Here is a 24,065-nt window from a genome sequence, read left to right on the forward strand (position 1 = left end):
ACGTTATTTTTCAACCTGCTGAACGCTGATGCGCTGCGCTTCGTCCATCATCGACGCTTTGGCACGAATGCGCGCTTCAAGCTGGTCGATCATATCACTATTATCCAGACGATCTTTACGAACGCCATCTTCATAGAGACCACTTTTCTTGTTACCGCCGGTGACGCCCAGCGTTGACACCAGCGCTTCACCCGGACCATTCACCACACAACCGATGATGGAGACGTCCATTGGGGTGATGATGTCTTCAAGACGCTGCTCCAGTGCGTTCACGGTTCCGATGACGTCAAACTCCTGACGTGAACAGGTTGGACAGGCAATGAAGTTGATCCCACGTGCGCGGATACGCAGTGATTTCAGGATGTCGAAGCCAACTTTGATCTCTTCGACCGGATCGGCCGCCAGCGAAACGCGCAAGGTGTCGCCGATCCCTTCCGAGAGCAGCAGACCCAGGCCAATGGCTGATTTGACAGAGCCACTGCGCAGGCCACCCGCTTCGGTGATCCCAAGGTGCAGGGGCTGATCGATCTGCTTCGCCAGCAGACGATACGACTCTACCGCCAGGAAGACATCAGAGGCTTTTACGCTGACTTTGAACTGATCGAAGTTAAGACGATCCAGATGATCAACGTGACGCATCGCGGATTCAAGCAGCGCCTGCGGCGTGGGTTCGCCGTACTTTTCCTGCAGATCTTTTTCCAGAGAACCGGCGTTCACGCCGATACGGATGGGGATGTTCTTATCGCGTGCGCAGTCCACCACCATGCGGATACGCTCTTTGTTACCGATGTTGCCTGGGTTAATACGCAGGCAGTCGACGCCGTATTCGGCAACTTTAAGCGCAATGCGGTAGTCGAAGTGGATGTCTGCAACCAGCGGCACACTGACCTGCTGTTTGATCAGTTTGAACGCCTCTGCGGCGTCCATGGTTGGCACGGAGACGCGAACAATGTCCGCGCCTACGCGTTCTAAGGCTTTGATTTGGTTGACCGTCGCTTCCACATCCGTGGTGCGCGTATTGGTCATCGACTGGACGGCGATAGGCGCCCCATCGCCGATTGGCACATTCCCAACGTAAATCCGTTTTGATTTTCTACGTTGAATCGGAGCCTGGTTATGCATGAAAAATCTCCCGCGTAGCCCGTCTGTTACTGTGCTGCTGATTGTTCGGCATTAACGGTAAGACGTGCAACCTGGTTAGTTCTGATAAAGCGGCTCAGATCGACAGGTTTTCCTTGATACTGGATCTGTACCGCTGCCGGAGCGCCGATTTTAAGTTTATACGGTGCCTGACCGGTTAGGTTTAACGTGCCATCTTTACGCTGCAGGCCGCTGAACAGTTTTTTACCTGTTGCGTCAGTGACTTCTAACCAGCAGTCTGCAGTGAAATTCATCACCAGCGCGTTAGGGTCAACCGCGGGCGTTGCGACACCGGCCTGATCGGTCGGCAGGGGGGCCGAGGTGTTCGCCGCCGGTGCGTTCGTTGCGGTATCCACAGGAGCCTGAGAAGGTGCAACCACCGCGTTTTGATCCTGCGCTGGAGCCTGCGTCTGAGGCGCTGACGTGTTAGCCGTTGCCGCTGGGGTCTGCGCAGCGTCGGTAGCTGGCGTATCGGTCGTCGCGGTTTGTGGCTCGCTGGTCGTTGCCGCGCTGTCGGTGCTCAGTGGCACGCTCTGCGCGTTACCGTTTCCGGCCTGGTTAAGTTCGGCAGAGGATTGATCGGCCATCGTGGTGATCTCTTCCTGCTGCGCCTTGTGGTTTTGCCACCACCATGCGCCGGTCAGACCGACCACCACAAACAGCACCAGCCAGGTGAAGCTCATCAGCCAGCCATCACGTTTTTTACGACGTTTGCCCAAAGAGAAGCTCTGCATCGGTGCAACTTTGGCTGCACGAACCGGTGCCTGCTTCTCCATCATTGGCAGTAATTCGTCTTCGGGGATGTGCACCAGTTTTGCGTAAGAGCGGATATACCCGCGCAAGAATGTTGAAGCCAGATCGGCAGGTGCCTTATCTTCTTCAATATCGCGAACCGTGGAAACCTTCAGGCACAAGCGTTCTGCAACGGCTTGCTGGCTGAGTCCGAGTTGTTCACGGGCGTTGCGAAGACGAACGCCAGTGGAGAGTGCTTCATGTTGGTCGTGAGTGGCTTCAGTATTCATTCGCTACAACTACTGGTACGTGAAAAATAAGGGTTCAGGTGCCGGTGAGTCACAATGCCACCCGCACCGCGAAACTTCTGGTCAGTTAACCTTGAACAGTCAGTATAAGACTGTCAGCCCGGAGATGACAGTGCGCCCTGCCCGTGAAGCTAAACTGTTGTTACGTCGTTACATACTGCCCGAAAGTCGTATGAAACGCACCGTAATTATTACTCAGTCATCACGAATCTGACTGATTATTCAGTAAGATTATGCTTCACGGCGCAATAATGCGCCGTGATTGCATAATAATCAAACAGCTTTGACCGCAATCGTCTCGCCCTGCATGCGTTTACGCAGGGTACGTTTGGTTCGGTCAATCACATCACCCGCCAGCTGACCGCATGCGGCATCGATATCATCACCACGGGTTTTACGCACGATGGTGGTGAAACCGTACTCCATCAACACCTTCGAGAAACGGTCGATACGGCTGTTCGAGCTGCGGCCATACGGCGCTCCCGGGAACGGGTTCCATGGGATCAGGTTGATTTTGCACGGCGTATCTTTCAGCAGTGCAGCCAGTTCATGCGCATGCTCGGTACCGTCGTTCACGTGGTCGAGCATCACGTACTCGATGGTTACGCGGCCCTGGTTGGCGTTGGATTTTTCCAGGTAGCGACGCACCGCCGCAAGGAAGGTTTCGATATTGTACTTTTTGTTGATCGGCACAATTTCGTCGCGGATTTCATCGTTTGGCGCATGCAGAGAGATGGCCAGCGCCACATCAATCATGTCGCCCAGCTTATCCAGAGCCGGAACCACGCCTGATGTAGAGAGCGTCACGCGACGTTTGGAGAGACCAAAACCGAAATCGTCCAGCATGATTTCCATTGCCGGAACCACGTTAGTCAGGTTCAGCAGCGGTTCACCCATCCCCATCATCACCACGTTGGTAATTGGGCGGGTTCCGGTCACTTTCGCCGCGCCAACGATTTTCGCGGCACGCCAGACCTGGCCAATGATTTCAGATACACGCAGGTTACGGTTAAAACCTTGCTGCGCGGTTGAGCAGAATTTGCACTCCAGCGCACAGCCAACCTGAGAAGAGACGCACAGCGTGGCGCGATCGTCTTCCGGGATATACACGGTTTCAACACGCTGATCGCCAACGGCAATCGCCCATTTGATGGTGCCATCTGAAGAGCGTTGTTCTTCCACTACTTCCGGTGCGCGGATTTCAGCCACTTCTTTGAGCTTGTTGCGCAGCACTTTGTTGATGTCAGTCATGTCATCAAAGTTGTCGCTGCAATAGTGGTACATCCATTTCATGACCTGATCGGCACGAAACGGCTTCTCGCCCAACTCTTTAAAGAACTCGCGCATCTGCTGACGGTTCAGATCCAGCAGGTTAATTTTTCCATTTTTATTTGGAACCGCAGGCGTGGCGACTTCGGAGGTATTCACTAATTCAGACATAATATTTTCCGGCCTCGTTGTTACACGTTATGGCCCATGGAGGGTTGAAAAGAAACGCCCCGGAAAGCGTTCTGCTCGTCCGGGGCGTTGCATTGTACAAAGTCTGGCGCAGGGATGCCACGTTTGCACGTGGCATTTACGAAAATAATGTGTAAACGAAACCGTTAAATTAACGGGTACGTGGACACACTTCGCCTTCTGCGAAGAAGAAAGCGATTTCGCGCGCTGCAGATTCAACAGAGTCAGAACCGTGGGTGCCGTTCTCGGTGAAGCTGTCAGCGTAGTCAGCGCGCAGCGTACCTGCCAGCGCGTTATCCGGGTTGGTTGCACCCAGCAGGTCACGGTGACGCTGTACCGCATTTTCGCCTTCCAGCACGGATACCACGATCGGGCCAGAGGTCATGAACTCAACCAGACCGTCAAAGAATGGGCGACCTTCATGCTCAGCGTAGAAACCGCGAGCCTGCTCAACGGTCAGATGCAGCATTTTGGTGCCAACGATCTTAAACCCTGCTGATTCAAAGCGAGCGAAGATGCTGCCAATAACGTTTTTTGCCACCGCGTTTGGTTTGATGATGGAAAAAGTACGTTCAATAGCCATTGATAACCTCTGTAAAATGTTCTGTTGTTTTTGCATACCTGAGTATGGTGTGGCGCGGATTATAAAGAGCAATAGCGCCATTGCCTATGGTTACACATAACATTTTTTTAAAATGAGACGAAGATTAGCAACAGGACAGATTTCGCATCCCGTAGTGATGGTGGAAACAGAGCGGGCACTGCTTTTCTTCATGCGTAAATGACCAGAACCGACGGCGGCACGTCTGGCAATTGGCCTCATATGCGGGCATGGTTACCGTTTTCGCTATTCCCTCTGTTTGTGTCACTTTTATCGCCGCATGCTGGCAAACCGCTTCACAACCACCGCAACCGGTGCAATATCCGGTTTCCCCCCTCAGACTGGCGTTCTCAAAACGAATCGCCTTTTCCTGACAGCTTCGCCAGCACGCCCCGCACAGCACGCACTTTCCGGCGTCGAGAGCGATCTCTGCCTCACTAAACGCGGGAAAAGCCCTTCGCAACTCACGCAGGCCAGGCATGACGCGACAGGCACGAACATCCTCGCGGGGAACGTGCATTAGCGCACGGCGGGCGAGATTCACCTCGTTGTGCGGGATGAGCTTAAATGCCCACGCCGCTTCACCGCGTCGGCGAAGCGTAAGATTAAGCCGGGCAAGCGCCAGCAGCCAGTCAGGATGGTGCTCCACCTCAATACTGATAAAACGAACGCGGTATTGCGCGTGCCACAGTAGCAGCTCATTCACTCCAGGTGCGCGTTCCGCAAACGGCCCGACAAGCGTATCTCCACGCAAAAAGCGTTTTCGCGGTACGATGCCGGTAATGGCTCCGGCTGGGCAGACAAACAGGCAGTCACCGCATTCAATACAACGGCTGTCATCAATCAGAACGCCCGAGTCCGTAAAAGTGAACGCCTGCACAGGGCAAGCGTCCGCACAGGCGTGGCAGGAGGCATGGCGGAAACGACGACGAACGCACGCATGCGTCACGTCCATCGCCGGGATAAGCGTTAATCCGGCCATCAGCCAATACTGAAGAAAACGAAGCGCAGCATCAGCTCACCCACAATCAGTAATGCGCTGCCCAGCAGCACCGGGCCTCGCGCGGCCTTCAGACCGCCCGCGGCAAAACACAGCATGCCCGCAACGGAAACGCACCAGCTCAGCAGATGCACCGTGCGCAGTTGCTCCAGCATCCGTAACGGAGCGTGAGGGAATGTCACAACGGTGTTGTCCATGGCTGTAATGTCGGCCAGCCAGACGGGCTGCATCACCAGACGCACAAGCACCAGCAGCGTAATAATCACAACCGCCGCGCGCAGGTTAATCCGGGAAGGCGCCCCAACGGCCACGCAGGCTGAGCCAATGATTCCCACCGAGCCGATGAACAGCACCAGCGTGTTGATGTGCTGCCAGGTAACAACCGACGTATGGATATAAATCTGCGCCATGCAGAACACGTCCACCAGCCCGACAAGACCCGCCACCGCCAGAAGCGGCTTCCAGCCTGGTTTTTTCGCGAACATCAGCAGCGTCGCAAGACCAAGCGCCGCAAGGTAAAGGCTGGCAAATACAATCTCACGGCTCAGCCAGGAGCTGGATACGTGGCGCAGCGCGTTGAGAGCATTGAGCGGGTAGCCCATATGCAGCGCCGAGGCGAGCAGCCCCAGGCAGGCCAGCACGAATGCCCCGGCAGCAGGCAGCAGCGCGTTACGCGGCGAAGCCTGCGCGTCTCCGAGCGCCAGCCAGAGCGTAACGCCTACCGATCCCTGAAGGAACAGGGTAAAAATCAGCAACGGTAACTCATGCATGACGTGTCCCCTCTTTCTCTGCGCCCTGATGTGCTTTGATCACCAGGTTCGGTTTGGTGATGGAGGAATCAGGCAATCCCTTCACGTCACAGACCACACCGTATTTCGCCCGAAGTTCATCAATCGGCCCGAATTTGATCGCTTCAAGGGGACAGGTTGCCACGCAGACAGGCTGTTCGCCTTTCGCCTGCAGATCCACGCAAAAATCGCATTTGGACATCTGCCCGGTCTGCTCGTTGAGCTGCGGCGCGCCATAGGGGCATGACCACGCACAATATCCACAGCCGACGCACTTATCCGTATCGACGCGCACGATGCCGTCACCCGGACGCTTATGCATCGCGGTGGTCGGGCAGTTTTTGGTGCAGACAGGATCCGCACAGTGGTTGCAGGAGACAGAAAGTGTGTAGGCAAAAACGTTATTGCTGACGCCACCCTGGCCAGTTGGGATGAAATTCCCGCCGTTGATTTCGTACACACGACGGAAACGACGCCCGGGTTCAAGGTTGTTTTTATCTTTGCACGCCACCTGGCAGGCCTTGCAGCCCGAGCAGCGGGATGAGTCGATATAGAAGCCCAGCTGTTTGTCGCTCACCGGCGCGTAGTGTTTAAACTGACTCATGCTTTTGCTACCTCCACCAGCATGGTTTGATGAGAATTCCCTTTCGCAAGTGCGGTAATGCGGGCGGAGCTGAGCACGTTCGCGCAGCCACCTTTATCAATGCCCCGCTCGTCCGGCTGCCACCAGGCGCCGGCCTGCATGGCAACAACGCCAGGCATGATGCGCGGCGTGACTTCGGCCGGGATTTCACATATCCCCCGTGCATTGTGAATACGCACGGTATCTCCCTGCGCAATACCGCGTTTTTGCGCGTCCTGTGGGTTAATCCATAACTTTTGCTGTTGAACCTCAATCAGCCATGGGTTGGCATACTGAGTGGAGTTGGCGCGGTTTTTCCCTTTCCAGGTAATGAGCTGTAACGGGAACGTCTTCGCCAGTTCATCCTCCGGTCCTTCATGGGCTGGCACGTAATGCGACAGCGCAGGGATTTCCGGGTGATGCATGTCGTAAAGACGCTTCGAGAAGATCTCAATTTTTCCGGATGGCGTCGGGAAGGGATGATTTTGCGGGTCGCGAATATTGTCCTCAAAAGCGACATACGGTGCGCTTTTGAAGAGATGTTGCCGCGTCTTTTGCAGCGTCGCGAAGTCAGGCAAGTTTTCCTCTGGCATCGCCAGGCGTGTCTGCTCCCATATGTGTTCAATCCACGCCTTTTCATCCCGCCCCTGGCTGAAGGCCGGTTCGATACCCAGCTTAGCGGCTACTTCGCGCAGCCAGTCATAGTCTGAACGGCGTTCAAATTCGGGTTTGATCAGCTTTTCCGAGAGGATCAGATAGCTTGCGGTCCCCCAGGTTTCACCGATATTCCAGCGTTCCATAAAGCTGGTTTCCGGCAGCAGAAGATCGGCATAGCGGGCACTCGGCGTCATGAAGAGATCGCTTGCAACGATGAACTGAATTTTCGACTCGTCTTCCAGTACCCGTGTCGCCTGGTGCAGATCGGGGTTCTGGTTAGCAAGATAGTTACCCGCCAGAGAAAACAGAATGCGGATATTACTGTCGAGCTTTTCAGCATCCTTCAGGCCGACATCCGGTGTGACCTGTGAGGCATCGTCAGCGGCCTGAACCCAGTTCATCACCGATATTTTTGCTTTGACCGGGTTATCCGGCATGTCAGGACCGACCGCAAATTTCCGGTTGGCACAACCACCATATCCTGCAGCCCACCCACCTTTTACGCCAACATTGCCCGTCAGCGTTGCCAGCAGCGTAGAGCCACGCGCGGTGCGTTCGCCGCAGTTGTGGCGCTGTGGACCCCAGCCCTGAATTAACGCGGCAGGTTTTGTTGTGGCATAGTCGCGTGCCAGCTGCCGGATGGTCTGCGCTGGCACATGGGTAATTTGCTCTGCCCATTCGGGAGTTTTCACCACTCCATCTTTCGCACCGGTCAGATAGGCGACAAGAGACTCGTTGGCGGGCACACCTTCAGGCATTGAGGCTTCATCGAAGCCCAGCGTATAGCGCTGAATAAATTCACGATCGTGCAGGTTTTCCGTGACGATAACGTACATCATCGCGTCCATCAGCGCGTTATCGGTCGTCGGTAATAAGGGGATCCATTGATCGGCAAGGGATGAAACGGTATCTGAGTAGCGTGGATCAACCACGATAAAACGCGTGCCGTTTTGCTTCATCCTCTGGAAATAGTGGTTGCTGTGACCAAAAATGGTCTCCGTTGGGTTATGACCCCAGAGGATCACCAGCCGGGTATCCTGCAGTGTATCCAGCGAACTGCCGCTGGCGGCGGTGCCGTAGGTGTAAGGCGTCGCGGCAGCTGTATTGCCCATACTGACCGAATGATAGCTTTCAAGGTATCCGCCGGTTAAGTTGAGCAAACGACGGACCATCTTATCCCCGGAAAAGGTGCCCCCGGAAACCGCCGTACCCACATGAACATAACGCGAGGCTGCGCCGTATTGTTGCGTGATCGTTTTTAACCGTTCGGCAATAAGCGTGGTAGCTTCATCCCACGAAATACGTTCAAATTTTCCTTCACCGCGCTTACCCACGCGTTTCATCGGATATTTTAAACGGTCAGGATGGTAAACAAATTTCCGATAAGCCCGGCCACGAACGCAGGCGCGCATCACCGGCATTTGCGGATCCAGCTCATTATCCGGGCGCGTGGAAATTCGGGTCACCACGCCATCGTTGACGTGGGCCCGAATATCACATTTCCCCCCGCAGTCAAATGTGCTGCAGGTCTGAATAATGTTTTCCGCAGGCTCGTCTTGTGCAGCGGTGCCTTCACTCGACTCTGCTTTGCCAACGCGGGCGACAAACGGCAGGGCAGCAAGCGCCGACCCAGCCTGGATAAACTGACGTCGGGATACAGCGGGTAAAAGGCCGTCTCCCTGGCTTTTTATTTTTGTCATTGCTCATTCCTTCAAATAAAAACGCATTCTCGTTTTTTCGCAGGAACGAACATTGATTATTATCAAGCTAATTAATAGGGAGTAGGGGTTAGCGGCTTAATTCAAAATTAAGCGTAGCCAATTTCCCGGCCTCATCCATGGCAACTAATTGATATTTACCGGGCAAAGATAACTGCATTGAAAAATTCCGATTTTTATGTTCAAGAGGCTCGCCATTTAAAAACCACCATCGCTGCCCTTCTCCCCCGCTGGTCGTGACGGAAATTGTCACATTATCCTCACCCGGAAGACGTTTAATGACCGCCCCCTCTCTGATACCTGAAATCATTAGCGGTGCCGCATTGTTATCATCCAGCGGTGGACAAACCGTTGAGGGTGCGGGAAGACGTGCCGCTCTTTTTTCCGCTGCCGGTAGCCACGGCTCCAGGGGCAGCGGCCAGACGTCCAGCACTTTCTCTGTGGCATCCGGGCAATCTGCCGCCACGCGTTTGCCGGTTTTATCCAGCCAGATCGGGAAACGGATCCCGCGGATGCCCTCCTGCTCCGGCAGCAACAGCGTCGGCGGCTCACTCCCTTCCAGCAGCCAGGTCGACAGGCGTCGACGGCAGTTTTCACTGCCCTCCGGCAAAGATTGCCCGCCAGGCCAGCAGATCACGCCTCGCCCGACGCTTTCCGGGCGCGGATCGCGTGGCAGGCGCGCTTCGTCTATCGTTGAGCGCGACTGAAGCAGGTTATTCACCTGATTTAACAGCGGCACGGCACTGGCAAAACCAAACTGTCCCGCCACGGGCGTGCCGTCCGGCCTTCCTGTCCAGATGCCAATCACGTAACGCGCATTCAGGCCAATGGCCCAGGCATCGCGATAGCCGTAGCTGGTGCCCGTTTTCCATGCCAGCGGCGCAACCTGCGGCAGTGAGTTATCCGGTAACGGTTGGGCTTCATTCGCCAGAATACGGCGAATAATCCAGGCCGAGCCGGGTGACAACAGCGGACGTTCAACCAGCGCATCACCTGGCTGTAAGCGCAGCCTTCCCGCTTTACCGTGGCGGGCAAAAGCGCTGTAGGCAGCAGTAATATCAGCCAGCCGCGCTCCCGCCCCGCCCAGGATCAACGACAGATTTGGCTGCGCCCCCGCAGGCAAAATAAGCGGCAACCCTGCGTTGCTGAGCATGCCGGCAAAACGCTTAGGCCCGTACGCCTCCAGCACCTGCACGGCAGGCAGGTTAAGGGAGCGCACCAGCGCTTCGCTCATGCTCACCGGCCCATGGAATCCGCTGTCAAAGTTACCGGGACGATAATCACCGGTTTTCCTGGGGACATCCTGAAGCAGTGAAGCGGGATGGATCAATCCATCGTCGAGCGCCATACCGTAGATAAAAGGTTTCAGTACCGATCCCGGGGATCGGATCGCATTCACCATATCCACATGGCTGAAGCGGGTGTCATCGTTAATATCCACCGAACCGACCCAGCCGCGCACTTTCATATTGGTATGATCCACGACGATCATCGCCAGTGAACTGCGCGCCGGCAGGCGGGATTTCCAGTTCATTGCCAGCTCTTCCAGCTGCCGTTGTAAGGCGGCATCCAGAGTGGTGACAATTTTGGTATCACGGCTTTTTCCCAGCATCATGCGTGCGAAGAGCGGCGCCAGCTGGGGCATCTGCCGGGGAGCCAGCCATACCGGCTCTTCACGGGATTCGTTAACCTGTCGGGCTGACCAGACGCCCTGCGTTACCATCCGGTCGAGCACTTTGTTGCGCGCCGCTTCCGCCCGCGCCGGCCAGCGGTCCGGGCGTAAACGGCTGGGGGCCTGAGGTAGCACCGCCAGCAGGGCCGCTTCGGAATAGCTGAGCTGTGATGGCGGTTTACCCAGATAGGTCCAGCTTGCAGCACCTATTCCCTGGAGCGTCCCGCCAAACGGGGCGCGGTTAAGGTAGAGGGTGAGGATCTCGCGCTTGGAGAGGTGCCATTCAAGCTGCATCGCCCGCCAGAGTTGACGAATTTTACCGCCAAAGGTGCGCGGATGCGGATCCAGCAGACGCGCAACCTGCATGGTCAGCGTGCTGCCCCCGGAGACAACCTTACCGGACGTCAGATCCTGCCAGGCGGCGCGCAGCACAGAGAAAGGATTCACGCCTGGATGCTCCCAGAACCAGCGATCTTCATACTGGATCAGGGCCTCAAGATAGCGAGGAGAGACCTCTTCAATCGTGACCGGATAACGCCAGATCCCTTCGCTGTCGGCAAAACGCCAGAGCGGCGTGCCCTTCTCATCGACCACCACCCGGGCGGGGTTAACCTCTTTCAGCGGCAACGGCCAGAGGCGGTCGGCGGCGACAATCAGCCCCCATAAAATGAGAAGCGCCCCCGCCAGCCACAGCCAGCGGGAGCGTATCAGACGTGCAACTGACATATTACGGTACAACAATCAGCGGGCCACTGGCCGCACCCGTTGCCCGCCACTGCGGAACATACATGGACTCCACCAGCGGCACCGGTACCTGGTACGTTCCCGGCGTCACGGCGCGCGCCAGATAAACCAGCGTAACCGGCTGCCCTTCGTTCACCGGCACTGCGGCCACAAAGCGGTCGTCGCGGAACTCCATATGCTGAATATCCGCCTGCTGCATCTGGCTAAGCAGGTTCTGCACTTCGCTGCCGCTGTCCTGCAGGCTGGCGCTGCTGCTTGCCAGGTTCTGGTTCTCCAGCTCCAGACCCGCCGGGAGGAGATCCACCACCAGCGCATCCGGCACGTTCTGGCTGGCCTTCACTTCCAGCCATACCAGCACCAGCTCACCGCTCTTCAGCGAAGAGAGCGATTTCGAACTGCCGTCGGTTGCCAGAATATGGCGTTCAATCTGCAGAACATTCGAGAATGGCTGAGGGGCTGAGTCCGGGTAACCGGTGCTATCCAGACGCACCCACAGCGGTGTCGTGCCGGTGTTGGTCACCTGCAGCGCACCAAGCTGATCGCCATTCATATTCTGCACCAGCGCCTTGTCACCGCTCAATGCGCTACCCGAGAGTGAGGTTTCCGCCTGCCATGCTCCGGACAGAGTTTGTAGCGAACGTCCGGCCAGGAACAGCGCGTTACTCTCCTGCGTAGACAGCCAGCGCTGGCTGAAGGCCTGTTCAGACAGGGCATTCAGCAGCGTATTTTGCGCATCCGGCAGCAGCTTGTACTCCTCCAGAAGGGAGAGCATCAGCGCGTTATCACGAAGCGCGCTACCGTAATCCGCCATCCAGTTTCTGCTGTCGTTGCGCGGCGTTTTGAGGGCAAGATCCAGCGCCTGCTGGCTGCGCGGGGCATCCCCCATCAGTTTGAGTGCCATACCGAGCTGCATCAGCGGCAGACCGGAAGCCGCCTGCCCGTGACGATCCCAGATTTCACGCAACGCACCCAGCGGGGCTTTTTGCTGGCGCGCCAGTACCAGTGCGGCATAGGCCTGCACGGCAAATTTGCTGGCCTGGGTATCGTCGCTGTAGCGGATGGACATCATGCCCGGATCCTGCAGGTAGCGGAGCAGTCGGCTATTGGCATTATTGACCGCATCCGTCGGCACGCTGTAGCCCTGCTCACCGGCACGCACCAGGAAGTCAGTGACATAGGCAGTCAGCCAGTACTCTTCCGGACCGTTTTTATCCCAGAGCGCAAAACCACCGTCGTCACGCTGCATCTGCAGAAGGCGGGAGATGCCAATATCAATGGCAGCACGACGTTTGTCGTCCGTGTCGCCTTTAATGCCAAGCGCCTTCAGCTGTGACGCGTTGGTATAGAGAGACGGGAACAGGCCACTGGTGGTTTGTTCAAGACAGCCATAAGGATATGCCTGCAGCTCACGGATATAGCGCGCCAGATTAAGCGGCGGTTTGCCGCTAAGCAGCAGTTGTCCCTGCAATGTAGCGGGAGAGAAGCCGTTGATATGCTGCCCTGGCGCAGTCCAGGACTCACCCGGGTTCAGCATGGCCCCGGTATTCACCGTCTGCGCCGGGAACGCAGGACGGACGCCGATTTTCCAGCTCTTCTGCTGCGGAGCGAAGGTCTCGCCAGGCAGCTGAAGTCCTGTTACCTGCGCCGTCACTTCGCCGTCACCGTAACCTTCCAGTGCACGCACCGGAATAAACAGCGTGCTGCGCGCACCCGGTGGCAGTTTGACAGGCTGCGGCTGCGCCCCTTCCAGCGACAGCTTGCCGGTCGCGGTTAAGGCCACATTTAGCGTTTGCGGCTGATCGGTCAGGTTAGTGAGATCCAGTGTCAACCGTGAGGTATCGCCGCTTGCCAGGAAGCGCGGCGTATTAAGCTCGGTAATGACCGGCGCGGCCACAATCACTTTGCTTTCGCTGCTGCCGAAATCCTCTTCCGTCCAGGCCTGCGCCATCAGACGCAGCTCACCGTTGAAGTCTCCAATTGGCAGTGTGATGGACCCTTCACCATTCGCATCAAGCGTCACTGGCTGTGCCTGCTGGGCGATAATGGTGACATGGTTCACCGGCGGCTTACCGCCGCGTTTAAGCTCATCGCCGTCACCACCAAAACGCAGCGCGGCCATACGTCCCTGGCCTTCAATCACCTGGCCGTAGATATCGTAGATATCCGCGCCATAGCGCTTCTGACCAAAGAAGGCCTGCCACGGATCCGGCGTGACGTAATCGGTAATGTTCAGCACGCCGCTGTCCACCGCGGAGACCAGCACGTTCACTTTCTGTGGTACCGGGCCCTCTTTCACGCTGGCTTTTACCTTCACGGAAAGCGTCTGGTTAGGGCGCATTTTTTGCGGGTTATCCAGCGCGATATTCAGACGGCGATTTTCATCCCCCATCGGCAGATGCAGCAGGCCAACCGCCCGCTTCGGCGTGGCGGATTTGGATTTATCGCCAGGGCGAACCACCAGCGTGCTGAGATAGAGGTCGTGGCGTTTCCAGGCTTTGTCTACCGGAATAGACAGATCCAGTCCGTTGGCCGGAACGTCGATCTCTTTCCACCACAGTGGCCCTTCGCTGGATTCGATCATCGCATAGCCTTTACCTGCGGCAGGTGCGGCGATATGCAACTGGATGGTGTCACCCGGCTGGTAAGAAGGCTTATCCAGTTTCAGGGTCACGCGGTCGGGGCGCGCGGCTCCCGTGCCGTCACTGTTATCCTGCCAGCTGTACCCGGCCCAGAAACGTACGCTGCTGACCATGTCATCAGGCGCTTTCACTTCCAGACGATAGGAGCCCCACTCTACCGGGAACGTCACTTTGCCCGTTTCATCGGCCTTGAGGGTCAGTTCCTGCTCGCCTTCAATGAGATCTTTTTGATCAAACTGGGACTGCCAGCCATCGCTTTCTGACCAGTTCCAGTAGTAGTCGCGGCGTTCGCGGATCAGGCGCACCTGTAATCCGGAAACAGCCTTTTTCGCCCCACTGGCATCGGCATAGACAATGTCGAAACTGGCGTTGCCGTTTTCATCGACAATAGGCTGGTTAACGGTGGTATCGGTGCGGTAATCATACACCGCCTTGCTGGCGAACTGAGGACGAATACCCGGTAATTCGGCTGCTGGCCAGATAGCCTGTTCAGCACGACGCGTCACCGGACGACCGCCTGATTCCAGCAGGCTGGCCTGCAGGATCAGCTGAAGCGGAGAATGCACCTCTTTCCACTGGCTTTCCGTAGAGACCTGCCCACGCCCCTGTTCATCAAGCGTAAGCTGCACTTCATCCAGGCTGCGACTCAGGTTGTCTTCGGCGATATCGCCAAACTGGAAGCCAGGCAGCGCCGGAACCGCTTCACGCAGTGGACGCAAAAAGAGCTGCCCCTGCAGGGCATTACCGTTGGCCGGTGCGCCGTAGAGGTAATATCCCACCACGTTAAAGTCGACGTTATCCTGCGGTGCAACCGGCGTTTTTTGTCCGCTCAGATTCAGCGCCATACGCTCTGGCATAAAATCTTCGACGTGGAAGTCCCACAGACGCTGCTGGTTATCGCCCGTATTGGCGCGGATATGCCACATGCCGGTTTGCGCCCCGCTGTCCAGCGGATAGTTAAAGCGATAGAGACCATTCTCCGGCTGGACGACGACGGTACGCGCTACCTGCCCATCCGGGCGAAGCACATCCAGCTTCACCGGCTGCGCAGGCAGCGGTTTACCGTCGCTGTCGCGCAGTAAGCCGTTCAGGATCACCGTTTCGCCTGGGCGATAGAGGTCACGCGGGCCAAACATAAAGAATTGTTTGCTGTAGCCCGGGCTACCGGCAATGTCGAACTCCGCCAGATCGAGCGCCGGCAGCTTGAGGTCAAGCAGCGTAGTCTGGCCATCTTTACTGGCAAGGATCAGCGCGGCTTCTTTGTCAGTTTCGAGCTTTGCATGGCCGTCGGCATCGCTGTTCGCCTCAGCCAGGGTCTGCCCTTTATCGTTTAACACCGTGACGGTTACGCCGGATTGCGCCGCACCGTTTTCCAGGCTCTGGGTGAAGATATCGAGACGGTTATGATAACGGTGAGCGGACAGCCCAATATCGCTTAAGGTGAAGAGCGTGGCGGCATTGCTGTAGTTGTAGTGCCCTGCCTGATTCATCACTGCAATATAGACGCCCGACTGCTGGAGCGGCTTGATATCTTTCAGCGGCAGCAGCAGTTTTTCACGCGTGTTGCGTGCCGGGTTAAGATCGAAACGACCGGTATAAACCAACTCGGCCATCTTCAGCAGATTGTCAGATTCCCAGTTGGTCAGCGAGTTACGGTATTCCCACTGGCTGACGAATGAAGCCAGCGACTCCGGTTTCACGCGATAGAAGTTCACGTCCACGTTATTGACGTTGAGCGCCATGACCGGCAAGCCTTCCACGACTTTCCCCGGCAGCAGTGACCCGCGGCTGGCGAATCCGACCGTCGGCTCGACATCCCGGGTGGTCAGGGCTTTTTCGTAGTCGATGCCAAAAGTCGCTTTGTTTAACGCCTGCAGATCGCGTTCCACGGTGACGACCAGATTGCGGTTAGGCTCCAGATGGCGCAGACGAAGCTCTTTCAGGTTCGGCGCCAGTTCCCACGCCCCGTCAACCTTGCCGCTTTTCTTATCCACGACATGCACGGTTTTCGAGAAATCCTGATCCGGATTTAGTGGAACAGAGAATGTCAGCACCAGCGTGGCGGCGCCGTCCAGCTGCACTTCAGAGGCATCAAGCAGAGTGAGCGCTTTGCCCTGACTTTGTGCCGCCAGTTTTGCCAGCTTGTCAGCGTCTGGCTTTTCGGCCGCTTTTGGTGTGGTTGCTGTAGATGCCGCGGGAGCCGCAGCCTGAGGTTTATCGTCGCTGTTATCACAGCCGACAAGCGTAAACGTGGTGAGCAGCGCAAGAGAGAGCGCGGCTAAGCGAAACGGTTTCATCCTTTGTCCCTGGCCCATGGAGCCTGTTGGTCGTCTTCCGGATAAGTATTATCCGCAAGTTTCGTTAATACAAAAAGTCCATTTTTAGGATCTGGAAGGCGGCTCGCATCGTCAACGTGGTGATGTTACGCCGATCACAACGTCAAACGTCACATGTTACCTTTCACGTCATTTGTTTTTAAAACAAGTAGATAGCTGGATAAGCTCGCCGGGAGCCTGCTAGTTTTAAGCTCAAGACGCACCCCGAGTGCGCGGTTCAATAAGAGAGAAAGCCATGAAACGAGCCGTGAACGCCCTACAAAATTTCGGAAAATCATTGTACGGACCGGTACTTATTTTACCGATCGTCGGTCTGTTTATCGCCTTTGGCAATGTGCTGGGCAATGGCAACCTGGCCGAGTATCTGCCGTTTCTCGGCCATCCGCTGATCCAGAACATCGGCCAGCTGATCGCCAAATCTGCCGTGTCGGTGCTGGTTAACCTGGCCCTGGTGTTTGCCGTCGGCATCCCGATTGGTCTGGCAACACGGGACAAAGGCTACGCGGCGCTGATTGGGCTGGTAACGTTTGTGGTGTTTATCAACGCCATGAATGTCACGCTACAGCTTCAGGGCGAACTGGCACCCGCAGCACAGATGAAAGCCGCCGGGCAGACTATGGTGCTGGGCGTTCAGGTGCTGGAGATGGGCGTGTTCGCCGGGATCCTGACCGGCGCGCTTTCTGGATACCTGTACAACAAATACTCCGGCGTACAGTTTAACGGCGCGATGGCGATTTACTCTGGTCACTGTTTTGTCGCCATTGTGATGCTGCCCGTTTCCATGCTGCTCGGCGTAGTGATGAGCGAGCTGTGGCCGTTTGCCCAGCACGGCATTAGCGCAATGGCGCTTGCCATCAAAGGTTCTGGTCCGTTCGGCGTGGCGATCTACGGCTTCCTTGAGCGCATTCTGGTGCCCACCGGTCTGCATCATCTGGTCTATACCCCGTTCCTGTATACCGAACTGGGCGGCACGCAAGAGGTGTGCGGTACGGTTTATCAGGGCGCGCGCAACATTTACTTCGCGGAAATGGCCTGCCCGGAGGTGAAACAGCTCAGCAGCACGGTGGTATGGGATGCGCGCGGCATCAGCAAGATGTTTGGCCTGCCGGCGGCGGCGCTGGCGATGTACATGACCGCAAAGCCGGAGCGTAAAGCGGCAGCAAAAGCGATTCTGATCCCGGCGGCGCTCACTTCACTGCTGGTCGGTGTCACCGAGCCCATCGAGTTCTCCTTCCTGTTTGTCGCCCCGCTGCTGTTCGTGGTGCACGCGGTGCTGACGGGTATCGGGATGATGCTGTTCTCCCTGCTGGGTGTTCACGCCATCGGCGCTAACGGGATTATCGATTTTATTCTCTACAACCTGCCGCTCGGTACGGAGAAGTCCAACTGGCCGATGTACATCGTGGTCGGGCTGATCATGTTCGCCCTCTACTTCGTGGTGTTCCGCTTCCTGATCCTGCGTTTCAACATGAAAACGCCAGGCCGTGAAGATGAGGACCAGGAGACGCGCCTTTACAGCAAACAGGAGTACCAGGCGAAGGGCAATAACGACGGGCTGGGTGAATCCATCGTCGTCGGTCTGGGCGGCCGGGAAAATATTGAAGTGGTGGATAACTGTTACACCCGCTTACGTGTGACGGTAAAGGATGTCGCCATCATTGATGAGCCGCGCCTGAAAGCGACCGGCGCAAAAGGGATTATCAAACAAGGTAACAACGTTCAGGTGGTCTACGGGCTGCATGTCAAAAAAATGCGAGAAGCCGTTGAGACGTTTCTCTGAAAGGAGCTAAAGATGTTTACACCCCCATTCATTCTGTCGATTGCTGGCGGCGGTAGCACCTACACGCCAGGTATTGTGAAAAGCCTGATGGTGCGTCTGCAGGACTTCCCGCTGGCCGAAATCCGCCTTTACGACATCGACGAGGCGCGTCAGAACACAATTGCCCCGGTGGTGGAAAAAGTGATCCGCGACCACAGCCAGAGCATCAAATTTACCGTCACCAATGACCCGGAAGTGGCCTTCAGCGGCGCACACTTCGTCTTCGCCCAGATGCGCGTTGGCCAGTATAAAATGCGTGAGCAGGATGAGAAGATCCCGCTGCGCCACGGCGTGGTTGGTCAGGAGACCTGCGGCCCCGGCGGGCTGGCTTACGGGCTGCGTACGATCCTGCCAATGGTCGAGCTTATCGATCTGGTGGATCGCTACGCGCATGAAAAAGCATGGATCGTAAACTACTCCAATCCGGCGGCAATCGTCGCAGAGGGGGTGCGTCGCCTGCGGCCGAACGCCCGCGTGCTGAATATTTGCGATATGCCGGTTGCCGCAATGCGTAACATGGGAGCCATTCTGGGGGTCGATCGCCGCAAGCTGGAGGTGGACTACTTTGGGCTGAATCACTTCGGCTGGTTTACCCGTGTGTTGGTGGACGGCGAGGACAAGCTGCCGGAGCTGCGTAAACATATCGCGAAGTTTGGTCTGCTGACAGAAGATGCCGCCAAAACCGACCCGCAGCACTCCGATCCGTCGTGGGTGAAAACCTGGCGCAACATCAAGCCGATCATGGATAACTTCCCGGAGTATCTGCCGAACCCGTATCTGCAGTACTACCTGATGCCGAACCAGATTGTTGAGCATCAGAACCCGGACTACACTCGCGCTAACGAAGTGATGAACGGGCGTGAGAAAAAGCTGTTTGCCGCAGCCGAAGAATATAAGCGTACCGGGATCCTGCCGGACGCCTTCCACGTTGGCGTTCACGGCGAGTTTATCGTCGATGTCGCCTGCTCGCTGGCCTTCAACCTGCGGAGCCATCATCTGGTGATGGTGGAAAACCGCGGGGCAATTACCAATCTGCCGTACGATGCGGTCGTTGAGGTTCCCGCTTATATCACCTCAGAGGGGCCAGAGCCTGTCCGCGTGGGCCAGGTGCCGCTGTTTCATCAGACGCTGCTACAACAGCAGCTCGCCTCTGAACAGTTGCTGGTGGAAGCAACCATTGAAGGGAGCTATGAGAAAGCGCTGCAGGCATTTACCCTGAATCGCACCGTACCGACCATGGAGCACGCGAAAGCGATTCTGGATGAGATGATCGAGGCTAACCGCGAGTACTGGCCTGCGCTGCAAAAAGCCTGGCAGAACGGCGAAGCGGTGAAAAAATAGGGGCTTGCTCGCGAGTTGAACGTGGTTTGCTTGTCGGTGTCAGAAAAAACACCGACAATCCTTTTTTACGGAAAAGAATGGAGGCAACCCATGTCCACCTCATATTTTGTCGCCGCCGACTGGCTGATTGAGCACGGCGACGATCCTGAAGTGCAGATTATTGACGCGCGTATGGCTCCTCCGGGCCAGGAGCATCGTGACGTTCCCGGTGAATACCGCGCAGGGCACCTGCCGGGCGCGGTATTTTTTGATATCGAAACCCTCTCCGATCACACCTCCCCTCTGCCGCACATGCTGCCGCGCCCGGAAGCCTTCTCCGTAGCGATGCGCGAGCTGGGCATCAGCAAAGACAAACACCTCGTTGTTTATGATGAAGGTAACCTCTTCTCTGCCCCGCGCGCGTGGTGGATGCTGAAAAACTTCGGCGTCGAGAAAGTCTCGATTCTGGCGGGGGGTCTGGCTGGCTGGAAGCGCGACGAACTGCCGCTGCAGCAGGGGGACGTGACGCTGCCGGAGGGGGATTTTGACGCGACGTTTGACGCAAATGTGGTGAAACGCCTGACCGACGTGCTGGTCGTCAGCCATGAAAACACTGCTCAAATCGTCGATGCGCGTCCTGCCGCACGTTTTAACGCTGAAGCGGACGAACCTCGCCCTGGCCTGAAACGCGGACACATTCCGGGGGCGTTGAACGTGCCGTGGGGCGATCTGGTGTTTGAGGGCGAACTGAAAACCACCGATGAGCTACGCGCGATTTTTGATCGTCAGGGCGTGGATTTACACCGTCCGATTATTGCCAGCTGCGGTTCCGGCGTAACGGCCTGCGTGGTGATCCTGGCGCTCGCCACGCTCGGCGTAAACGACGTCACGCTGTACGATGGCGCCTGGAGTGAGTGGGGTGCGCGGGACGACCTGCCGGTTGAACCCGCGAAATAATGGATAACCGCCTGGCCACGCTGTTAACGCGCGGGGAATCGCTGACCCGCGCGGAATATCGCGTACTCGCACATCTTACGGAGCATCCACTGCTGGTGGGTAACATCACGGTGCGGGAACTGGCGCAGGCGACATTTGTCTCTACCGCGACGATTATGCGGCTGTGTCAGAAGCTGGGGTTCAGCGGGTTTAGCGAGTTTATCTGGCACTGCAAACAGCTCCTCACCGACACGCCGCATATTACGACGCAAGGAAACGCCCTTCCGCAGTTGCCCGCGCTGTTCAGCCAGTTTATTGCCAACTATCAGCAGACATTCCAGTGGGTGACCGATGAGAAGCGTCTGCAGTTTGCCGACCTGCTGCGTCACAAAGAGAGCTTCTTTCTCTACGGTGCCGGGTTTTCCTATCTGTTTGCCGAATACCTGACCAAAAAACTGCAGGTGCTGGGGAAAACGGCGTTTATCTCCGGGCCGGGTGACAGCCGGAACATCTTTCTCAGTAACGCCGCCCGTTATCAGGTATTTATTGCCGTCTCGCGCAGCGGCGAAACAGAGCAGGTGCTGGATAAAGCGCGGATCGCCAAAAACGTCGGGATGACGATTGTCGCGTTTACCCGCGCCTCGGCCAATACGCTGGCGGGCATGGCGGACGTGCACTTCGCTCTCTATGACGAGGCGGTGCATTACGCCGCGGAAGCCGCAGGGGTGACGTCGTTTGAGTCGAATCTGGTACTGCTGATGGATTTACTGCTGCTGGAAGCAACGGGGTGACAGTCACCCCGCTGTAATCAGATGATGCGGTTGGTTTTGAGATCGCGCAGGAAACCGCCCCAGCGACGCTCATAAAACGGTGTGATGTGCTCGGTAATAAAGTGGCTGATGCCCTTCTCACCGTTCTTCACCTGGCAGATATCAATTGGCTCATCGCCCGGCAACGTATCAGTGGCCACGCTGCCCGCCGCCTGGATGATCTCGTCGATATCGCCGTCAGCTTCAATACCAATCAACAGTACCGGCTGTTCATCCGCTTGCTCTTTAATCGAACAGAGGAACGCGCGTCTTACCGGCTTCAGGGTTTTGAACAACGTGGTCAGGGAATCGATCATCTGCGCTGGCGGTTCGGCCACTTCAGAGAGCAGCAGCGTTTCGCCCCCTTCCAGCACTTCCTGGGTGCTGAGCGGGTTACCCTCTTCACCAATCAGATGGCTGATTTCACGCGGCGTGAACTCTTTCCCGGTCGGCAGTTTCGCATTAAGGAACAGCGTCTGGCCCAGCGTCATTTCGAACAGCGTGCGCACCGGCATCACTACGAACGCCTGTTCGTCTTCAACGGCGGTCTGCAGCGCTTCAAGCGAGGTAAAGAACGGGATCACCGAGGTGCCGTCGTCTTTCTCCCAGTGCAGCAGATCCAGCGCGCTGTCTTCAACAACCTGCTCACCTTCCGCCGCGGTTCCTGGCACCCAGACGGTGGATTCCAGCAGCGTGCGGAAAAATGCCGGACGGTGGGCGGGCTCGGTCGCCGCCTGTTCCAGCAGGGTTTCTAATTCGTTTTTGGTTTCGGACATAACAATTCCAGATGTCGAATTTTCCCCTCACCCCGGCCCTCTCCCTCAAGGGAGAGGGAGCAAACCATCCCCTCTCCCCGTGGGAGAGGGTTAGGGTGAGGGCAAAAAGCATTACTCAGCCGTCAGCAGGTTCGCCACGGTACGCACGCCCAGGCCGGTCGCGCCCGCAGACCACTGCTCAACTGCCGCTTTACGGTAGGTTGCGGAGCAGTCGATATGCAGCCAGCCTTCGTGATAGTTCTCAACGAAGTGGGACAGGAAGCCTGCTGCGGTGCTTGCACCCGCCGGGTATGCCGCGCTCGCGGTGTTGTTCAGTTCGGCAAAATTTGACGGCAGCTGGCTGCGGTGGAACTCAGCCAGCGGCAGACGCCAGAACGGTTCGTTTTCTGCCGCAGCACTTGCCAGCAGGCGGGCCGCCAGCTTGTCGTCAAAGCTGAACAGCGCATGGTAGTCGTTACCCAGCGCCGTTTTTGCCGCGCCGGTCAGGGTGGCCATATCGATAATCAACTCTGGCTTCTGGGCAGAAGCATCGATCAGGCCATCGGCCAGCACCAGACGGCCTTCTGCATCGGTGTTCATCACTTCAACATTTTTGCCGTTGCGGTAGCGAATGATGTCGCCCAGCTTGAAGGCGTTACCGCTTACCATGTTGTCCGCGCAGCACAGGTACAGCTTCACGCGTTTTTTCAGGCCACGGGTAATCGCAAACGCCAGCGCACCGGTAATGGTTGCCGCCCCGCCCATGTCGGATTTCATGGAGTCCATGAACGCGCTCTGCTTCAGGCTGTAGCCACCGGTGTCGAAGGTGATACCTTTCCCGACCAGGCAGGCAAACACTGGCGCGTCTTTATCGCCGGTTGGGTTGTAGTCCAGCGCCAGCAGCACCGGTGGACGCTCAGAGCCACGACCCACGGTGTGAATGCCCATGTAGTTCTGCTCGCGCAGGTCTTCACCTTTGGTGATGCGATAAGACATGTTGTCGCCGGCCACGCCGCACAGCAGGTCAACGGCGCGCTGTGCCAGCTGTTCCGGCCCCAGCTCTTCTGCCGGTGCGTTAATGGTGTCACGTACCCAGTCGATAATGGTCAGGCGGCTTTCCAGCTCTTTTTGACCGGCTTCGTCAAGGTTGGCCCACTCAATTTTGCGGGTGCCTTTTGGCCCTTTATAACCGGCCCAGAACGCCCAGCTGCGGTCGGTGTCCCAGCCCTCGCCTGCCAGAGAGACATGCTTAATGCCGAGCCCATCAATTTTACGCGCGGCGCGCTGGATCAGGCCCAGATCGTCGTTGCCCGTCAGGTGCAGGGTAATACCGTCGTTGTTGATACTGTAAGTGGCTTTTTCGCCCCAACGCGCATCGGCGGGTTGCGTAGAGAGCGTAATCTTCATCGCTTCGGTCATTTTATTTATCCTTATTAGCAAACGGGCCGCCTGAAGGCAGCCCGTTACGTGATTTACTCTGCTTCATCTAACCAGACTAACAGAATCGCCTCCAGAATTTTTTCATTGGATGCGTTGGGATCGTCGTCAAAATCCTCTAAATCGCAGATCCACTGATGCATATCGGTGAAACGTACGGTTTTTGGATCGAGATCCGGGTTAGCGTCGTAGAGCGCTTCGCCGATTTCACGGCTGTCTGTCCACTTCAGTCCCATATTAATGCTCGCGTGCGTGGTTGATGGTGTAGCGTGGGAACTCCACGACCAGATCTTCGTCGGTCACCGCTGCCTGGCAGCTTAAGCGGCTGTCGGGCTCCAGACCCCATGCTTTATCCAGCATGTCATCTTCGTCTTCGGTGCTCTCGGCGAGCGAGTCGAAACCTTCACGCACGATGCAGTGGCACGTCGTGCAGGCACAGGATTTTTCACAGGCGTGTTCCACTTCGATACCTGCACGCAGGGCAACATCGAGAATGGTTTCACCGGTCTTCGCTTCCAGAACAGCGCCATCCGGACAGAGGTCCGCATGAGGCAAAATAACAATCTTTGGCATA

At 56.8% G+C, this 24,065-nt stretch carries 18 protein-coding genes; 4 read left to right on the plus strand and 14 right to left on the minus strand.

Annotation, left to right across the window (positions count from 1 at the left end):
• Positions 1-3 precede the first annotated feature (3 nt).
• From ispG to APU11_RS09435, 10 genes are all read right to left on the minus strand, one after another.
• Positions 4-1,122: a flavodoxin-dependent (E)-4-hydroxy-3-methylbut-2-enyl-diphosphate synthase gene (gene ispG / locus APU11_RS09390; RefSeq protein ID WP_058651805.1), complete on the minus strand. Its 1,119-nt coding sequence runs from the start codon at positions 1,120-1,122 to the stop codon at positions 4-6.
• A 26-nt stretch (positions 1,123-1,148) separates the two neighbouring features.
• Complete coding sequence (rodZ, locus tag APU11_RS09395) at positions 1,149-2,162, minus strand: cytoskeleton protein RodZ (protein ID WP_040023372.1); 1,014 nt, start codon at positions 2,160-2,162, stop codon at positions 1,149-1,151.
• A gap of 291 nt (positions 2,163-2,453) precedes the next feature.
• Positions 2,454-3,620, minus strand: coding sequence for a bifunctional tRNA (adenosine(37)-C2)-methyltransferase TrmG/ribosomal RNA large subunit methyltransferase RlmN (locus APU11_RS09400; protein WP_013098279.1), 1,167 nt, complete (start codon positions 3,618-3,620; stop codon positions 2,454-2,456).
• Positions 3,621-3,789: 169 nt separating this feature from the next.
• The gene (gene ndk, locus APU11_RS09405) at positions 3,790-4,221 is read right to left on the minus strand and encodes a nucleoside-diphosphate kinase (protein WP_003860625.1); all 432 of its coding nucleotides are present in this window, start codon (positions 4,219-4,221) and stop codon (positions 3,790-3,792) included.
• Between the two features lie 124 nt (positions 4,222-4,345).
• Positions 4,346-5,221, minus strand: coding sequence for a 4Fe-4S binding protein (locus tag APU11_RS09410; protein WP_058651806.1), 876 nt, complete (start codon positions 5,219-5,221; stop codon positions 4,346-4,348).
• Entirely contained in the window at positions 5,221-6,009 is a 789-nt protein-coding gene (locus APU11_RS09415; protein ID WP_058651807.1) for a DmsC/YnfH family molybdoenzyme membrane anchor subunit, read from the minus strand. The genes APU11_RS09410 and APU11_RS09415 overlap by 1 nt, the downstream gene beginning before the upstream one ends.
• Positions 6,002-6,631 carry a DMSO/selenate family reductase complex B subunit gene (locus tag APU11_RS09420; RefSeq protein WP_013098282.1) on the minus strand — a complete coding sequence of 210 codons (630 nt, stop codon included), beginning with the start codon at positions 6,629-6,631 and terminating at the stop codon, positions 6,002-6,004. The genes APU11_RS09415 and APU11_RS09420 overlap by 8 nt, the downstream gene beginning before the upstream one ends.
• Positions 6,628-9,006 carry a DMSO/selenate family reductase complex A subunit gene (locus APU11_RS09425; RefSeq protein ID WP_058651808.1) on the minus strand — a complete coding sequence of 793 codons (2,379 nt, stop codon included), beginning with the start codon at positions 9,004-9,006 and terminating at the stop codon, positions 6,628-6,630. Before APU11_RS09425 ends, APU11_RS09420 begins: the two co-directional genes overlap by 4 nt.
• A gap of 88 nt (positions 9,007-9,094) precedes the next feature.
• The gene (pbpC, locus tag APU11_RS09430; protein WP_058651809.1) at positions 9,095-11,422 is read right to left on the minus strand and encodes a peptidoglycan glycosyltransferase PbpC; all 2,328 of its coding nucleotides are present in this window, start codon (positions 11,420-11,422) and stop codon (positions 9,095-9,097) included.
• A 1-nt stretch (position 11,423) separates the two neighbouring features.
• Positions 11,424-16,376, minus strand: coding sequence for an alpha-2-macroglobulin (locus APU11_RS09435; protein WP_058651810.1), 4,953 nt, complete (start codon positions 16,374-16,376; stop codon positions 11,424-11,426).
• A 274-nt stretch (positions 16,377-16,650) separates the two neighbouring features.
• On the opposite strand from APU11_RS09435, the gene APU11_RS09440 reads away from it, so the two are divergent.
• The 4 genes from APU11_RS09440 (at position 16,651) to APU11_RS09455 (ending at position 21,281) form a co-directional block, all read left to right on the plus strand.
• Complete coding sequence (locus tag APU11_RS09440) at positions 16,651-18,195, plus strand: PTS transporter subunit EIIC (RefSeq protein ID WP_045293487.1); 1,545 nt, start codon at positions 16,651-16,653, stop codon at positions 18,193-18,195.
• A 12-nt stretch (positions 18,196-18,207) separates the two neighbouring features.
• Positions 18,208-19,575, plus strand: coding sequence for a 6-phospho-alpha-glucosidase (locus APU11_RS09445; protein WP_058651811.1), 1,368 nt, complete (start codon positions 18,208-18,210; stop codon positions 19,573-19,575).
• 90 nt (positions 19,576-19,665) lie between these two features.
• A complete protein-coding gene (gene sseA / locus APU11_RS09450; RefSeq protein ID WP_058651812.1) occupies positions 19,666-20,511 on the plus strand; it encodes a 3-mercaptopyruvate sulfurtransferase in 846 nt (281 codons plus the stop codon).
• Entirely contained in the window at positions 20,511-21,281 is a 771-nt protein-coding gene (locus tag APU11_RS09455) for a MurR/RpiR family transcriptional regulator (protein ID WP_013098289.1), read from the plus strand. Before sseA ends, APU11_RS09455 begins: the two co-directional genes overlap by 1 nt.
• A 17-nt stretch (positions 21,282-21,298) precedes the next feature.
• Here APU11_RS09455 and sseB read toward each other — a convergent pair whose 3' ends face one another.
• The 4 genes from sseB to fdx form a co-directional block, all read right to left on the minus strand.
• The gene (gene sseB, locus APU11_RS09460) at positions 21,299-22,075 is read right to left on the minus strand and encodes an enhanced serine sensitivity protein SseB (protein WP_020690031.1); all 777 of its coding nucleotides are present in this window, start codon (positions 22,073-22,075) and stop codon (positions 21,299-21,301) included.
• Positions 22,076-22,186: 111 nt separating this feature from the next.
• A complete protein-coding gene (gene pepB / locus APU11_RS09465) occupies positions 22,187-23,473 on the minus strand; it encodes an aminopeptidase PepB (RefSeq protein WP_013098291.1) in 1,287 nt (428 codons plus the stop codon).
• 53 nt (positions 23,474-23,526) lie between these two features.
• On the minus strand, positions 23,527-23,727 hold the full coding sequence (gene iscX / locus APU11_RS09470) for a Fe-S cluster assembly protein IscX (protein WP_003860650.1): 201 nt from the start codon (positions 23,725-23,727) through the stop codon (positions 23,527-23,529).
• A 1-nt stretch (position 23,728) separates the two neighbouring features.
• Positions 23,729-24,064, minus strand: coding sequence for an ISC system 2Fe-2S type ferredoxin (fdx, locus tag APU11_RS09475; protein WP_003860652.1), 336 nt, complete (start codon positions 24,062-24,064; stop codon positions 23,729-23,731).
• Position 24,065 lies beyond the last annotated feature (1 nt).

It is taken from the genome of Enterobacter sp. 50793107 (genome assembly GCF_001463365.1).
Lineage (GTDB): Bacteria > Pseudomonadota > Gammaproteobacteria > Enterobacterales > Enterobacteriaceae > Enterobacter > Enterobacter cloacae.

Bases quoted from the DNA above. Each gene is read 5' to 3' on its own strand.
- APU11_RS09435 (WP_058651810.1), bottom strand. From the start codon at position 16,376: ATGAAACCGTTTCGCTTAGCCGCGCTCTCTCTTGCGCTGCTCACCACG.
- sseA (WP_058651812.1), top strand. From the start codon at position 19,666: ATGTCCACCTCATATTTTGTCGCCGCCGACTGGCTGATTGAGCACGGC.
- APU11_RS09445 (WP_058651811.1), top strand. From the start codon at position 18,208: ATGTTTACACCCCCATTCATTCTGTCGATTGCTGGCGGCGGTAGCACC.
- APU11_RS09455 (WP_013098289.1), top strand. From the start codon at position 20,511: ATGGATAACCGCCTGGCCACGCTGTTAACGCGCGGGGAATCGCTGACC.
- iscX (WP_003860650.1), bottom strand. From the start codon at position 23,727: ATGGGACTGAAGTGGACAGACAGCCGTGAAATCGGCGAAGCGCTCTAC.
- APU11_RS09400 (WP_013098279.1), bottom strand. From the start codon at position 3,620: ATGTCTGAATTAGTGAATACCTCCGAAGTCGCCACGCCTGCGGTTCCA.
- fdx (WP_003860652.1), bottom strand. From the start codon at position 24,064: ATGCCAAAGATTGTTATTTTGCCTCATGCGGACCTCTGTCCGGATGGC.
- pbpC (WP_058651809.1), bottom strand. From the start codon at position 11,422: ATGTCAGTTGCACGTCTGATACGCTCCCGCTGGCTGTGGCTGGCGGGG.
- APU11_RS09415 (WP_058651807.1), bottom strand. From the start codon at position 6,009: ATGCATGAGTTACCGTTGCTGATTTTTACCCTGTTCCTTCAGGGATCG.
- sseB (WP_020690031.1), bottom strand. From the start codon at position 22,075: ATGTCCGAAACCAAAAACGAATTAGAAACCCTGCTGGAACAGGCGGCG.
- APU11_RS09440 (WP_045293487.1), top strand. From the start codon at position 16,651: ATGAAACGAGCCGTGAACGCCCTACAAAATTTCGGAAAATCATTGTAC.
- ispG (WP_058651805.1), bottom strand. From the start codon at position 1,122: ATGCATAACCAGGCTCCGATTCAACGTAGAAAATCAAAACGGATTTAC.
- APU11_RS09420 (WP_013098282.1), bottom strand. From the start codon at position 6,631: ATGAGTCAGTTTAAACACTACGCGCCGGTGAGCGACAAACAGCTGGGC.
- APU11_RS09425 (WP_058651808.1), bottom strand. From the start codon at position 9,006: ATGACAAAAATAAAAAGCCAGGGAGACGGCCTTTTACCCGCTGTATCC.
- pepB (WP_013098291.1), bottom strand. From the start codon at position 23,473: ATGACCGAAGCGATGAAGATTACGCTCTCTACGCAACCCGCCGATGCG.
- rodZ (WP_040023372.1), bottom strand. From the start codon at position 2,162: ATGAATACTGAAGCCACTCACGACCAACATGAAGCACTCTCCACTGGC.
- ndk (WP_003860625.1), bottom strand. From the start codon at position 4,221: ATGGCTATTGAACGTACTTTTTCCATCATCAAACCAAACGCGGTGGCA.
- APU11_RS09410 (WP_058651806.1), bottom strand. From the start codon at position 5,221: ATGGCCGGATTAACGCTTATCCCGGCGATGGACGTGACGCATGCGTGC.